The 14,403-nt window shown below is 70.8% G+C and carries 12 protein-coding genes; 8 read left to right on the top strand and 4 right to left on the bottom strand.

Annotated elements, in window-relative coordinates; genetic code table 11:
• Nucleotides 1-42: 42 nt before the first annotated feature.
• Nucleotides 43-2,427 carry a phosphoketolase gene (locus ACFYXH_RS12195; protein ID WP_389561994.1) on the bottom strand — a complete coding sequence of 795 codons (2,385 nt, stop codon included), beginning with the start codon at nt 2,425-2,427 and terminating at the stop codon, nt 43-45.
• 23 nt (nt 2,428-2,450) lie between these two features.
• Between ACFYXH_RS12195 and ppk2 the strand changes: the two genes are divergently transcribed.
• Nucleotides 2,451-3,272, top strand: coding sequence for a polyphosphate kinase 2 (gene ppk2, locus ACFYXH_RS12190; protein ID WP_389561993.1), 822 nt, complete (start codon nt 2,451-2,453; stop codon nt 3,270-3,272).
• Nucleotides 3,273-3,324: 52 nt separating this feature from the next.
• Here the strand turns inward: ppk2 and ACFYXH_RS12185 are convergent, their stop codons facing one another.
• On the bottom strand, nt 3,325-3,786 hold the full coding sequence (locus ACFYXH_RS12185) for a cyclic nucleotide-binding domain-containing protein (RefSeq protein ID WP_389561992.1): 462 nt from the start codon (nt 3,784-3,786) through the stop codon (nt 3,325-3,327).
• 228 nt (nt 3,787-4,014) lie between these two features.
• On the opposite strand from ACFYXH_RS12185, the gene dhaK reads away from it, so the two are divergent.
• The 6 genes from dhaK (at nt 4,015) to ACFYXH_RS12155 (ending at nt 8,975) form a co-directional block, all read left to right on the top strand.
• Entirely contained in the window at nt 4,015-5,007 is a 993-nt protein-coding gene (dhaK, locus tag ACFYXH_RS12180) for a dihydroxyacetone kinase subunit DhaK (RefSeq protein WP_389561991.1), read from the top strand.
• 34 nt (nt 5,008-5,041) lie between these two features.
• Nucleotides 5,042-5,647, top strand: a complete 606-nt coding sequence (dhaL, locus tag ACFYXH_RS12175) for a dihydroxyacetone kinase subunit DhaL (RefSeq protein WP_389561990.1) — start codon at nt 5,042-5,044, stop codon at nt 5,645-5,647.
• The gene (locus ACFYXH_RS12170) at nt 5,644-6,054 is read left to right on the top strand and encodes a PTS-dependent dihydroxyacetone kinase phosphotransferase subunit DhaM (protein ID WP_389561989.1); all 411 of its coding nucleotides are present in this window, start codon (nt 5,644-5,646) and stop codon (nt 6,052-6,054) included. The genes dhaL and ACFYXH_RS12170 overlap by 4 nt, the downstream gene beginning before the upstream one ends.
• Nucleotides 6,055-6,445: 391 nt before the next feature.
• Entirely contained in the window at nt 6,446-7,246 is an 801-nt protein-coding gene (locus tag ACFYXH_RS12165) for a hypothetical protein (RefSeq protein ID WP_389561988.1), read from the top strand.
• A gap of 92 nt (nt 7,247-7,338) precedes the next feature.
• On the top strand, nt 7,339-7,971 hold the full coding sequence (locus tag ACFYXH_RS12160) for a class F sortase (RefSeq protein WP_389561987.1): 633 nt from the start codon (nt 7,339-7,341) through the stop codon (nt 7,969-7,971).
• Nucleotides 7,972-8,096: 125 nt separating this feature from the next.
• Entirely contained in the window at nt 8,097-8,975 is an 879-nt protein-coding gene (locus ACFYXH_RS12155) for a siderophore-interacting protein (RefSeq protein ID WP_389561986.1), read from the top strand.
• A 6-nt stretch (nt 8,976-8,981) separates the two neighbouring features.
• Here ACFYXH_RS12155 and ACFYXH_RS12150 read toward each other — a convergent pair whose 3' ends face one another.
• Entirely contained in the window at nt 8,982-12,269 is a 3,288-nt protein-coding gene (locus tag ACFYXH_RS12150) for an ATP-binding protein (RefSeq protein ID WP_389561985.1), read from the bottom strand.
• A 46-nt stretch (nt 12,270-12,315) separates the two neighbouring features.
• On the bottom strand, nt 12,316-13,317 hold the full coding sequence (locus tag ACFYXH_RS12145) for an alpha/beta fold hydrolase (RefSeq protein ID WP_389561984.1): 1,002 nt from the start codon (nt 13,315-13,317) through the stop codon (nt 12,316-12,318).
• A gap of 233 nt (nt 13,318-13,550) precedes the next feature.
• Between ACFYXH_RS12145 and nagB the strand changes: the two genes are divergently transcribed.
• A complete protein-coding gene (gene nagB / locus ACFYXH_RS12140) occupies nt 13,551-14,333 on the top strand; it encodes a glucosamine-6-phosphate deaminase (protein ID WP_389561983.1) in 783 nt (260 codons plus the stop codon).
• The last annotated feature ends 70 nt before the right edge of the window (nt 14,334-14,403 follow it).

Below are 14,403 nucleotides of genomic sequence, written 5' to 3'. Positions count from 1 at the left end.
TCCCGCAGCGGGCAGGCTGCGGGACGCTCGCCGCGTCTTTGATCAGCCGGCCCAGGTCCAGTCGGCGACCTCCGGCAGGTCGACGCCGTGCTTGCGGATCCAGGCGTGGTGGCGGGTGCGTACATCGGCCATTGCCTGCCGTACGGCCACGGCCCGCACGCCGAGCCCGGGAACCCGGTCGATGACATCCATGACGAGCCGGTACCGGTCGAGATCGTTGCGTACGACCATGTCGAAGGGCGTCGTCGTCGTGCCCATCTCCTTGTAGCCGCGGACGTGCAGGTTCGGGTGGCCGGCCCGTCGATAGGCCAGGCGGTGGATGAGCCACGGGTAGCCGTGATAGGCGAAGACGACCGGCTTGTTTCGGGTGAACAGGGCGTCGTACTCGAAGTCCGCCATCCCGTGCGGGTGTTCTCCCTGGGGCATCAGCCTGGCCATGTCGACGACGTTGACGACGCGCACCACAAGCTGCGGCAGATGGCGGCGCAGCAGTCCGGCCGCGGCGAGGACCTCTTGAGTGGGTACGTCGCCGGCGCAGCCGAGGACGACATCCGGTTCGCCTTCTCCGTTCTCCGTTCCGGCCCACTCCCACACACCCGCGCCGCGCGCGCAATGGGCGCGGGCCTCGTCGAGGGAGAGCCAGTCGAAGGTCGGCTGCTTCCCGGCGACGATCACATTGACATAGTCGCGGCTGCGCAGTGCGTGGTCGGCGACGGAGAGCAGGGTGTTGGCGTCCGGCGGCAGATAGACCCGTACGACTTCGGGGCTCTTGTTCAGGACGTGGTCGACGAAGCCGGGGTCCTGGTGCGAGAAGCCGTTGTGGTCCTGCCGCCAGACATGCGACGTGAGCAGGTAGTTGAGAGAGGCGACAGGGGCACGCCAGGGCAGGGACCGGGAGGTCTTGAGCCACTTGATGTGCTGGTTGACCATCGAGTCGACGATATGGACGAACGCCTCGTAGCAGGAGAACAGTCCGTGCCGGCCGGTGAGGAGATAGCCCTCCAGCCAGCCCTGGCACAGATGCTCGGAGAGCACCTCCATCACCCGGCCCTGCCGCGAAAGGTGCTCGTCGGTGGCGGTGGTCTGTGCCTGCCAGGCCTTGCCGGTGACATCGAAGAGGGCCTGCAGCCGGTTGGAGGCAGTCTCGTCCGGTCCCACGACGCGGAAGTCCCGGCGCTCGGCCGTGTCCGCCATGAGCTGCGCGAGGAGGCCACCCAGCACACCGGTGGGTTCGTGCAGGGTGACACCCGGCTTGTCGACGGGGACGGCGAAGTGTTCCAGCGGTGGTACAGGCAGGTCCCTGACGAGGAGCCCGCCGTTGGCGTGCGGTGTGGCGCCCAGCCGACGATGGCCTTCGGGAACGCAGGCCAGCACCTCGGGGCGGGGGCTGCCGGACTCGTCGAAGAGCTCCTCGGGGCGGTACGAACGCAGCCATGCCTGCAGTTGGGCGAGGTGCGCGGGGTTTTCCCGTACACCGGCGAGAGGGACCTGGTGGGAGCGCCAGGTCCCTTCGACCGGGACGCCGTCGACCTCGGCGGGCCCGGTCCACCCCTTCGGCGTACGGAGCACGATCACCGGCCAGCGCGGCAGTTCGGCCTCTCCACCGCTGCGGGCGTCGTGCTGGATACGGGCGATCCGGTCCAGCGCCTCGTCCATCGCCGCGGCCATCGCCCGGTGCACCTGGTCCGGTTCGTCGCCGGTGACGTGGAGTGGCTCATGGCCGTATCCGCGCAGCAATTCGGCGAGATCTGCCTCGGGCAGCCGCGCGAGGATCGTCGGATTGGCGATCTTGTAACCGTTGAGGTGGAGGATGGGCAGCACCGCGCCGTCGCCCACGGGGTCGAGGAACTTGTTGGAGTGCCAGGAGGCCGCGAGCGGTCCGGTTTCGGCCTCGCCGTCGCCGATCACGCAGGCGACCAGCAGGCCGGGATTGTCGAGCGCGGCGCCATAGGCGTGCGCGAGGGAGTAGCCCAGCTCTCCTCCTTCGTGGATGGAGCCGGGAGTCTCCGGTGCGACATGGCTCGGCACTCCGCCGGGGAACGAGAACTGCCGGAAGAGCCGCTCCATGCCGGCCCTGTCCCGGCTCACGTCCGGGTACGTCTGCGAGTAGCTGCCCTCCAGCCAGGAGTTGGCGAGCACGGCGGGACCTCCGTGGCCCGGACCCCAGATGCACACTGCGGACAGGTCGCGGGCCTTGATGACCCGGTTGAGATGGGTGTGGACCAGGTTGAGGCCGGGTGAGGTGCCCCAGTGGCCCAGCAGCCGTGGCTTGATGTGCTCCGGCCGCAGCTCCTCGGTCAGCAGCGGATTGCCCATCAGGTAGATCTGCCCGACCGCGAGGTAGTTCGCGGCCCGCCAGTGCGCGTCGAGGGCCCTCAGTTCCTCGGCGTCCAGCACGGTGCGGTCCTGACGCTTGACCTTGCGCATGGTTTCCTCCATAACGTCATTGCATGGCAGTCAAGAAGGGGCCGAAGCAGCCCGCGAAAATGCCGCGTGCGCTGTACGAACGTGAGCTGTACCGGCTGCAGACGGAGCTGGTGAAACTTCAGGAGTGGGTTCGCGCCGAGGGCGCCCGCCTTGTCATCGTCTTCGAAGGACGGGACGCGGCCGGCAAGGGCAGCACGATCAAGCGGGTGACGGAACATCTCAATCCTCGGGTCGCGCGTATCGTCGCGCTCCCCAAGCCCACCGAGCGCGAGCGCACCCAGTGGTACTTCCAGCGCTACACCGAGCACCTTCCCGCCGCGGGGGAAATAGTCCTCTTCGACCGAAGTTGGTACAACCGGGCAGGCGTCGAGCACGTCATGGGCTTCTGCACCAAGGAGGAGCACCAGCGCTTTCTCCACCAGTGCCCGATCTTCGAGCGGATGCTGGTCGAGGAAGGGGTCCTGCTGCGCAAGTACTGGTTCTCGGTGAGCGACGCCGTACAGGAGCAGCGGTTCCGGCGTCGGCTGGAAGACCCCACGCGGCGCTGGAAGCTTTCACCCATGGACCTGGAGTCGATCACCCACTGGGAGGCGTACTCCCGGGCGAAGGACGAGATGTTCGTCCATACCGACATCGCGGAGGCGCCGTGGAATGTCGTCGAGAGCGACGACAAGCGCAGAGCGCGGCTCAACATGATCGCGCACCTGCTGTCGACCGTGCCGTACCGCGATGTGCCGCCACCGGAACTGGAGCTCCCGCCGCGTCCGCCCGCCACGGGCTACCAGCGACCACCGCGGGATCTGCAGTCGTACGTACCGGACCATGCGGCGGGCCTCCTGGACTGATGCCCGGAGGCCGCAGCTGAAGCTGACATCGGCCGGCGCGGTGCGGCCGATGTCAGCGACGCAGGCTTCCGCCGCCGGCGGGTCCGTACAGATCGAGCAGGCGGCTGCGGGCGGACTGGAGCCGGTGTGCGATCACCTCGGCAATACGGAGCGTGAGCGCCTGGCTGAGCTCCGGCTCCTCATCGAACAGGGCGCGCACCTTCGCGGCGTCGAATTCGAGCGCTCGGACGGGGGTGGCCGCCGCGGCGCCCAGATGCCAGCTGCGCGGAGGGAAGAGCCAGGACCAGCCCAGCAGATCTCCGGGGCCGAGCTGCTCGACGACGACGGCGCGCCGTCCCGGAACGTGCAGGTCGAGCTCGACGGCTCCGGAGCGGATGATCCAGAAGCGATCCGCGCGCGAGCCCTCCTCGAAGATGCGGGCGCCGGCCGGGAAGGCTGATTCCGTGGCGAGTTCCATCATCCTGTCGCGGCCTTCGGGCGGCAGGACGTTCAGCAGTGGGGCCACCGTGGTCATCGCTGTCTCCGTCCCTCGGGGGCCGCAGCGGGGGCCCGGGATGGTGCCTCTCCCTCTCCCCAGACTGCGCGGCTTCTCCCCGGACTGCGCGGCGGCGAGCGGACCCGGCGTCGTCGTCCGTGCCCCGGGACGGAATTCCCTCGATACTGGGTATGAGCCGACAGTTCCCCAGTACGACAGCGAAGCCACTGGCCGCGGCCGACCTGCCAATCTCACCTGGAGGTAGTCATGAGGATGCTCATCAATGTGCCGGAGACCGTTGTCGCGGACGCGCTCCGTGGCATGGCGGCCGCGCATCCCGAGTTGTCCGTGGACGTGGAGAACCGGGTGATCGTACGGGGCGATGCGCCCGTCGCCGGGAAGGTGGGGCTGGTGTCCGGGGGCGGCTCGGGGCACGAGCCGCTGCATGGTGGGTTCGTCGGGCCCGGAATGCTCGCCGCCGCCTGCCCCGGAGAGGTCTTCACCTCTCCCGTTCCCGATCAGATGGCGCGGGCGGCCGCCGCCGTGAACAGCGGCGAGGGGGTGCTGTTCATCGTCAAGAACTACACGGGCGACGTGCTCAATTTCGACATGGCGGCCGAGCTCGCCGAGGACGAAGGGGTCCGTGTCGCCAAGGTTCTGGTCAATGACGATGTGGCGGTGACCGACAGCCTCTACACGGCGGGCCGCCGCGGCACCGGCGCGACCCTGTTCGTCGAGAAGATCGCGGGCGCGGCCGCCGAGGAGGGCGCGCCGCTGGAGCGGGTCGAGGCGATCGCCCGCCAGGTGAACGAGAGCTCCCGGAGCTTCGGTGTCGCGCTGAGCGCCAGCACCACACCCGCCAAGGGCAGTCCGACCTTCGATCTGCCGTCGGGCGAGCTGGAGTTGGGCATCGGCATTCATGGTGAGCCGGGGCGTGAGCGGCGCGCCATGATGACGTCGCGGGAGATCGCGGACTTCGCGGTCAATGCGGTGCTGGAGGATCTGCCGCCGACAAGCCCGGTGCTGGTGCTCGTCAACGGCATGGGGGCGACGCCGCTGCTCGAGCTGTACGGCTTCAATGCCGAGGTGCAGCGCGTGCTCACCGAGCGTCGCGTGGTCGTGGCCCGTACCCTCGTCGGGAACTATGTGACCTCGCTCGACATGGCCGGCTGCTCGGTGACGCTGTGCCAGGTCGACGAGGAGCTGCTGCGGCTGTGGGACGCGCCGGTGCAGACCCCCGCGCTCCGCTGGGGTCGCTGACCCGTCCAGGCCCGACTCACCACAGGGAGTTCATGTGCTCGACGCCGATTTCTTCCGCCGCTGGCTGACGGCCGCGGCAGTCTCCGTGGACCGCGAGGCGGACCGTCTCACCGAGCTGGACTCGGCGATCGGTGACGCCGACCACGGCAGCAATCTCCAGCGCGGGTTCACGGCGGTGACGGCGGTCCTGGAGAAGGAGGCGCCGCAGACACCCGGGGCCGTACTCACCCTGGCGGGACGGCAGTTGATCTCTACGGTGGGCGGCGCATCGGGTCCGCTGTACGGGACGCTGCTGCGGCGTACGGGCAAGGCGCTCGGCGAGGACGCCGAGGTCACGCCCGGGCAGTTCGCCGAGGCGCTGGGCGTGGGTGTGGCGGCGGTGGCGCAGCTCGGCGGCGCCAAGGCCGGGGACAAGACGATGCTGGACGCGCTCGAGCCGGCGGTCGCGGCCCTCGGCGACACCACCGCGTCGTTCGCGGCGGCGCGCGAAGCGGCCGAGCAGGGCGCGCTCGCGACCGTGCCACTGCAGGCGCGCAAGGGCAGGGCCAGCTATCTGGGTGAGCGCAGCATCGGGCACCAGGATCCGGGGGCGACCTCCTCGGCCCTGCTGATCGCCGCGCTGGCGGAGGTGGCGGGATGAGTGATGCCAAGCCGGTCGGGATCGTGCTGGTCTCGCACAGCAGGGAGGTGGCCGCGGCTGTCGCCGAGCTGGCGACGGGGCTCGCGGGCGGCGGCACGACGGCGCCCGTGGCGTCGGCGGGCGGCACTACGGAAGGCGGCCTGGGCACCAGCTCGGAGCTGATCGCGGCGGCGGCCGCCTCGGTCGACCAGGGTACGGGGGTGGCCGTGCTCGTCGACCTGGGCAGCGCCGTGCTGACGGTGAAGGCGCTGCTGGCCGAGGGCGACGAACTCCCGGAAGGAACACGGCTGGTGGACGCGCCGTTCCTGGAGGGCGCGGTGGCCGCGGTGGTGACCGCGTCGGCGGGCGGCGACCTGGACGCGGTCCAAGCGGCGGCCTCGGAGGCGTACGACTACCGGAAGGTGTGACGCCCGCGACCGGAAGGTGTGACGCCCGCGGAAGCCGACAGGTGACCCACCACGCCGCAGCTCGTGCCCGTCACGATCGACGGCTCGGTGTACCGGGTGCCGCTCCGGCGGGCTCTCGACCGTAGAGGCCGCCGGAGTGACCCCGTCACTCTTTTGGAGTTGCGTTGGGGTCGCGTACCCGGCAGATCGGCCGGACGCCCGGCCATACCGCGTGACCTGGCACGACCAACACGACCACGGCGGCAGACGGTGGTGACACACCGGGGCCGGGCAGCCCGTGCCACATGCGGCGCCCCCATGGGCCCTCATAGCGTCTTCTCCATCGAGGTGCATTTCTTACGTTTCGCGGAATACATCCGTGGCTGCGCCTCGGGAATTCGGAGAATTCACCATGCGTGCGATACGTGTCGCCTCCCTCGCACTGATCGGCACCGCCGCGCTGGCCCTCGGCGCCCCGGCCGCCGTCGCCGCCGACGACGACGACGACGGGAACAGCGCCACGTCGTTCGGCTTCACCGCCACCCCTGCGACCGTCGCGCCCGGCGACACCGTGACGCTCAACGCCACCGAGTGCGAGGCGCCGACCGTGACGGCCTCCTCGGGCGTCTTCGAGACCGTCACCCTCAACGAAGGTCAATCCGCCACGACGAAGATCGCCGCGGACGCCAAGCCCGATGCCAAGTACGACGTCACCTTCGACTGCAAGGGCGAAAAGGGCACCGCCCCCCTCACTATCACCTCCGGCTCGCGCACGGGCACGGGAACAGGCGCTGACGTTGGTACCGGTACGGAAGCGGGGGCCGGGACGGAAACAGGAGCCGACGCCGGCACCGAGCTGAGCACCGGCAACGACACAGGTACCGGGACGGAAACGGGCGGCGATGCGAGTACCGAGCTGAGCACCGGCAACGACACAGGTACCGGGACGGAAACGGGCGGCGATGCGAGTACCGAGCTGAGCACCGGGAGCGACGCAGGTGCCGGGATGGCCAAGCCCGACCGAGGTAACGACACGACCAAGCCCGACCGAGGTACCGGGATGGCGAAGCCCGACGGAGGCGTCAAAGGCGGCGCCGGCGGCAGCGTCTCCGATCTGAGCCCCGCGCAGATCGCCGTCGGTTCCGCGCTCCTCGCGGGCGCGCTCGGCGCCGGCGTCTTTCTGCTGCGCCACCGCGCCGCTGACAGCGTCTGACGGGCACAGAGCGGCTCCGCCGCGCCGGGCCCCCGACGGTCGGGCGCGGCGGAGCGCCAACGGATGGCCTGAGAAAGCACAAGGGAAGGGTTATGCCTACGTACAACAGGCGCGGCGCCTGGTTCACGGTCGTCTGTGTCCTGCTGCTCGCACTGTTCCTCCTGCGTAACGGATCCACGCAGGTCGCCGACGGCCCGCCCCAACCCGGCTCCGCCGTCGCGGCCCCGCACGGCACGGCCGATCCACTGCCACCCGCACCCGCTCCAGTGCCCCACTCCGCGCCGCAACGGATCACCGTCCCGTCCGTCAAGGTGGACGCCCCGCTGACCGAGGTCGGCCTCGACGCAGACGGCTGGGTGGAGCCTCCGCCGCTGGAGAACACCAACCTCGCCGGGTGGTACCGGGGGTCGGTCAGCCCCGGCGAACGGGGTACGTCCGTCATCGTCGGCCATGTCGACAACACGGCGGGACCGGCCGTCTTCTATGAGCTCGGCGCCCTCGAGCGGGGCAGCCGTATCGAGATCCCGCGCGAGGACGGGCGTAGGGCGGTGTTCGCTGTGTACGACGTCGAGGTGTTCGCCAAGAAGGAGTTCCCCGCGGCACGCGTGTACGCGGACGGCCCGGAGCCGGAGCTGCGGGTCATCACCTGCGGCGGCGACTATGCGAGGAAGACCGGGTACGACGGGAACGTCGTGGTCTTCGCCCGCCTGGTCGAGCTCCGCTGACGGCTCGCCAGCGGCCCCGAGCAGGCGAGCCCGCGGCCCCGTGCAGGCGGCCTGTCGGTCGCATGTAGGTGCCCTCTGTGACGGTGATCAGCACACCCCTCCCACCCACACCGTCAGGAGATTCAATGGAGCAGCGGCTGCCGGTCCGGTTCATCCAGGTCACCGAGGTCACCCGGCTGACCCCGCACATGGCGCGTATCACCTTCGGCGGCCCCGATCTCGAAGGCTTCTCTCTCGACGCCCCCGACCAGCAGGTGAAGCTGTACTTCCCCCGGCCGGGCCAGAGCGGCCCGCGCCTGCCGGGGCCGGAGGACGGCGACGGCGATGTGATGCGGTGGTACGAGGCGTACCACGCGATCCCCGAGGACGAGCGGCCCTGGATGCGCAGCTACACGATCCGCGCCCACCACCCGGGGCACACCACGATCGACATCGACTTCGTCCTGCACGACGACGCAGGGCCCGCGACACGCTGGGCGCTGTCGGCCGGGCCCGGAGACACGCTCGGCATGTACGGCCCGTCGGCGTACTTCGCCAAGGCCGTACCGCTCGGCACCACCGACTGGATGCTGCTGGCCGGGGACGAGGAGGCGCTGCCGGCGATCGGCACGGTGTTGGAGGCGCTGCCCCAGGGGGCGAGGGCCGTGGCGTACATCGAGGTCGCCGACGCGGCCGAGGAGCAGCGCTTCGAGACGGAGGGCGAGGTGACCGTGCACTGGCTGTACCGGGCCGCGGCACGGGCCGGTCACGGCGAGCTGCTCATCGAGGCCGTGCGCGCGGGGCGGTTCCCGCCGGGGTCGGTGTTCGCCTGGCTCGGCGGCGAGGCCGGCGCGGTACGTACACTGCGCCGCCATCTGATCGAGGAACGCGGTATCGGCAAGCGCGACATCGACTTCGCCGGGTACTGGCGGCTGCGACTGACCCAGGACGACGCGCCGACCGAGGAGGACCTCGCGGAGGCGCAGGAGCGGCTGGCCGACGCGCAGGCGCGGGCGGACGGCTGAGGTCGGTCAGATCAGGGCGGCGGCTTCCCGTGCGGACAGGCCGCCGCCCTCGGCGTACGCGCGCTCGTACGTCTCCCCCGGCAGCACCGCACGCAGGTCGGACTCGGCCCGCTGCCGGAGCTCCTTCTCCTCGGCGAACGGCCGGAACCCGAGACCGCCGGGCTGCCGACTGCCCCGGTCGTACGCCCCGAGCAGCCGTGCCCCGTCCCGCGCCGCCCCCAGATGCGCCATCGCCCAAGCGGCACACAGGAATTGATCGACAATCATCTGCGGGTCCAACAGATACGCCAGGCTTTCCAGCCGCCGCACCGCCTCCTCGATCCGGCCGCGGGCCCGTCCGTACTCTCCGTCGATACAGTCCAGCCAGCCGTACACCCCCGCCACGATGCCACCGAAGAGTCCCGGCGAGTCGGCAGTCAACTTGCCTTCCACCTCTACGAGTTGTTCCCGGGCAGCACCGGTGCGGCCGGTGCGGCCGTAGTACTGGGTCAGCAGCATCCGGGCCGTACTGAGTGCCTCCGTCACGAAATCGCCGGACTCGGCCACCGCCTCGAGCAGCTGCCGCTCGGCGCGCTCCCTGTCCGCCGGGGTCTTGGCCGTACGTAGTCGCACCGATGCCAACTGGGCTTTGAAGACAGGAACTTGGGCGTGCGTGCCGACGCGGGCGGAGCTCCGCATGGCCCGCTCGAAGTCCGCGGCGGCCTCCTCGTACAGACCGCGCCGCTCGAACGCCTCCCCGCGGGCGGACAGCGACTCGGCAATACCCCACAGATCGCCCGCGGTCTCGAACAGCGCGAGCGCCCGGTCGGCATCGCTCGTGCACTGTTCGAGTCCGCCGGTGCGGTAGCCGAGCAGCTTGGCGCGCAGCAGCAGCGCGAACCCGAGATCCCAGCCCTGGCTCAGGTCGCTCGCCCGATCCGGCTCTTCGCAGCTCGCGACAATGGCGTCCATGGTCTCGGCAAGCCCGTCGAACTCGCCCGTCATCAGCCGGGCGAAGAACCACATGGAGCCCGGCTGCCGGCAGATCTGCGGCAGTCCCGTGCGGTAGGCGGCGACGATTCCGCGCAGATACGCCTGCGTCTGCGGCTCGCTCAGCGCCGTGCCCTCGTCCGCGGTGCTCGCAAGCACCATCAGCCGCACCCCGCGCCGCGCCTCCCACAGCTGTTCCTCGGACCAGGGCGGCGGAGTGTCGGTGCAGCGTGCGGGCAGCGGCACCGCGATCCGTACCGGCGACCGGAAGGGGTCGACGCCGAGCCCGGCGGCCGCCGACGACCAGGTGCGGGCGTCCGCCTGGTGACCGCGCTGCTGCCAGAACCAGTTCATGGACAGCACCAGACAGAGCGCCTCCTGCTCCTCCGCCTGGCGGACGGCGGTGCGCAGCGCGGTCCGTACATTGTCGTGCTCCGTCTCGAGCCGCTCCAGCCACTCGGCCCGGCGCGGGCCGCGCAGCTGCGGATCGCCGGTGCGTACCAGCTCTCGGTAGGCGCTCATATGCCGTCGTTCGGCCTCGGCCCGCTCACCGGCCTCGTCGAGCCGCTCCGCCGCGTACTCGGCGACGGTTTCCAGCAGCCGGTAGCGCATGCCGTCCGGACGGCCGGGACCGTCCGGGACGGCGACGACCAGCGACTTGTCGACAAGAGAGGCGAGGGGGTCGAGGGGATCGAGGACGCCCGCCCCGCACACGGCCTCCGCCTGGGCCAGTGCACAGCCGCCGGAGAAGACGGCAAGACGGCGCAGTACGATCCGCTCGTCCTCATCGAGCAGGCCCCAGGACCAGTCGACCACCGCCCGCAGCGTCCGCTGCCTGGGCAGTACGGTCCGGCTGCCGCTGCTGAGCAGCCGGAAACGGTCGTCCAACCGGTCCGCGATCTGACGCGGCGTAAGGGCGCGCAGCCGGGCGGCGGCCAGTTCGACGGCGAGCGGCAGTCCGTCGAGTCTGCGGCAGATCTCGGCGCACGCCTCCGTGTCGTCGTCCGTACGGAATCCGGGCCGGGCGGCCGCGCCGCGCTCGGCGAGCAGCCGCAGCGCCACGTCCTGCGGCAGGGGTCCGACGCCACGTACGGATTCGCCCGGGACGCCGAGCGGCTCGCGGCTGGTGGCCAGCACCCGCACACCCGGGCAGCCGGTGAGCACCGCCTCCGTCAGCCGGGCCGCCGCGTCGATCACATGCTCGCAGTTGTCCAGGACGAGCAGCATCCGCCGCCGTCCGCAGTACTCGACCAGCTGGGCCAGCGGGTCGCGCGTAGCGGCCTCCGCGGCGGCCGGTCCGCGCGCTTGGGTCTCCCGGGCCCCGAGCGCGGTCAGGACCGCTTCGGGAACCGTCTCTTCGTCGCGTACGGGTGCGAGTTCGGCCATCCAGACTCCGTCGGGCCATGTCCCGGCCGCGGCTTCGGCGGCCTCCATGGCCAGCCGGGTCTTGCCCGCGCCGCCGGGGCCGAGCAGGGTCACCAGCCGGTGGGAGCGCAACTGCCCCGCGAGGTCGGCCAGTTCGGCCTCGCGGCCCACAAAGGAGGTGAGCCTGACGCGCAGGTTGCCTCGCGCGACGGGCTTTTCCGGGTCATGTGCCAGCAACTCCGTGTGCAGAGCGCGCAGTTCGACGCCGGGGTCCGTTCCGAGCTGCTCGGCGAGGCGCACCCGTATGTCCTCGTACGCCTGCAGCGCCTCGGCCTGCCGTCCCGCCGTACGCAGGGCCCGGATCCGGAGCGCCTGGAGCGGTTCGTCCAGTGGAGCCGCGGCGGCGAGCGCCGTGATCTCGGCGAGCACTCCTTGCGCCCGGCCCAGCTCCACCTCGGCCGCGAGCCGGGTGCGGCGCGCCTCGGTGTGGCGCTGCTCCACGCGCACGGCCAGTGGATCGCTGTCCCTGCCGGGCAGATCGGTGAGCGCCCGGCCGTGCCAGAGCGCAAGCGCCTCGTCCAGCAGACCGGCCGCCGCTGCTGCGTCCCCGGCATCGAGTGCGGCGGTTCCTTGCGACGCCAGCCGCTCGAAGCGGAAGAGATCGATGTCGTCCCGATCCGCCGCCAGCCCGTAGCCGCCCGGCACGGACTCCACCGCCGTCCTGCCGAGGGTTCGCCGCAGGCGTCCCACCAGCGCCTGCAGGGCAGCCGTCTCGTCGGCGGGCCACTCCTCGCCCTCGCCCCAGACCTGGGCGACCAGCTCCTGGGCGGCCACCGTCCGGCCGCCGCCCGCGGCCAGCGCGGCCAGCAGCGCCCGCAGTCGGGCCCCGCTGAGCGGTGCCTCGGTACCGTCCGGGCGGAGCGCCTGAGTGGTGCCGAGTACGCGGTATCGGTAGATCACCGGCCCATTGTCCCTGCCGACTGTCCCGGCCCATTGTCCGTGCCGATCAGGTCGCGCTGCGCTCGCTCGCCAACTGCAGGACGTCCTCGATCTCGCGCCCGGACCGCAGCAGCTCCCGCCAGCGCTCCGTACTCCAGTCGGCCGGCCGCGTGGTCTCGATGAAGTCCTCGACGAGCGCCAGAAAGCGCGCCGGGTCGGCATGGAAGGGAAAGTGGCCCGCTCCCTCGAAGATCTCCAGGCGGCTCCCCGGCATCGCGTCGTGCGCCCCGTACGCGTGCTCCATCGGCACCACGCCGTCGCGCGATCCCCACAGCAGCATGGTCGGCATCCCCTGCGTCAGATAGCAGCGGTCGAGCATGGTCACCACCTGGCCTCGCCAGTCGACGACCGCCCGCAGTGTGCGGATGAAGGCGCTGCGCGAGGTCGCGTCGGGCAGCGCGTCCACAAGGTTGAGCAGCTCCGGCGCGTCCTGTCCGAGGTCGGTGTCCAGCCGCCTGATCAGTTCCGTGAAGAGGCCGGTTCCCCGCCGCATACCGGGCAGGGTGAGTATGGAGAGGAGGAGGTTGACCCCGGGCAGCGAGACGGCCCGCAGGACGGGATTGACCTCCCCGCCCACACCGCCGGCGCTCACCAGGACCAGTCGTTCGGTGCGCTCGGGGAACTGGTACGCGAACTGCATGGCCACTCCGCCGCCGAGCGAATGGCCGACGAGCGTGGCCCGGTCGATGCCGAGCACGCCGAGCAGATCGCGCATGCCGTTCGCGTAGGCCGCCACCGAGTAGTCGGCACGGGGTTTGTCCGACGCTCCGTGCCCCAGCAGATCGGGTGCGATCACCGTGTATCTGCGGGCCAGTCCCGGTATGAGGTCGACCCAGGTGGCGGAGGAGTCGCCGATGCCGTGAATGAGCAGGACGGCCGGGCCCTCTCCGGCGATCCGGTACGCGCGGCGGTAGCCGTGCACCACATGGTGGCGCAGCTGCGCGTCGCCTTCGCTCACGGAGCGCAGCCTGCTCCGGTCCGGTGCTTGCGGTCCGAGACCAGCGGCCATCGCACTCACCCCTCCCCTGTCCCCTGCGGTTCCTCATCCGAGCGTAGAACCGCCGCCGCACCGGGGATTTCCGCCAGGTTTCACTCCGGGTACGGCTTTCGAGGCCGCGCGCTCATACGCGCCGTGTGCAGTCGCCAGGGGCGGGCGCGTCATGGGCACGGGCGCGCGACAGAACCGCCGCCCACCAGGTAGATTGGTCTACACCACTTGCGCCTTCAGAGACAGGGATCTCCGTGGAAGTTGTCATCGTTCCGGACTCCGCCGCCGCCGGCGAGCTCATCGCCGAAGCCATGGCCGAACTGCTGCGACGCAAACCCGACGCGCTCCTGGGCGTGGCCACCGGCTCGACTCCGCTGCCGATCTACGAAGCCCTCGCAGCCAAGGTGCGCGCCGCGCAGGTGGACGCTTCCCGCGGCCGGATCTGCCAGCTCGACGAGTACGTAGGACTGCCTTCCGGCCACCCCGAGTCGTACCGCTCGGTGGTCCTCCGTGAGGTCGTCGAGCCGCTCGGCCTGACCGACGCCTCCTTCATGGGCCCCGACGGGACCGCCGAGGACGTCGCGGCCGCCTGCCTCGCCTACGACCGTGCGCTGGCCGAAGCCGGCGGCGTCGACCTCCAGTTGCTCGGCATCGGCACCGACGGACACATCGGCTTCAACGAGCCCTGCTCCTCACTCGCCTCCCGCACCCGGATCAAGACGCTGACCCAGCAGACCCGGCAGGACAACGCCCGGTTCTTCAGTGGCCTCGACGAGGTCCCGCACCACGTCATCACCCAGGGCATCGGCACCATCCTGGAAGCCCGTCATCTGGTCCTGCTGGCGACCGGTGAGGCGAAGGCCGAGGCCGTGGCGCTCGCCGTCGAAGGCCCGCTGTCGGCACTGGTGCCCGCCTCGGCCCTGCAGCTCCATCCGCACGCCACCGTCGTGGTCGACGAGGCGGCGGCCTCCAGCCTCAAGCTCGCCGACTACTTCCGCGCCACCTATGCCGCCAAGCCCGACTGGCAGGGCATATAGGACGCGGCCGCCGTCGCCGTCCCGGCTGGAAGAGGAATGTTCCAGTCGAGACATAATTCGCGCCACAACG

The organism is Streptomyces sp. NPDC002730 (assembly GCF_042888805.1).
Lineage (GTDB): Bacteria > Actinomycetota > Actinomycetes > Streptomycetales > Streptomycetaceae > Streptomyces.
The sequence above is the reverse complement of the archived record's forward strand: the minus strand, read 5'-3'. Positions and strand labels throughout refer to the sequence as shown.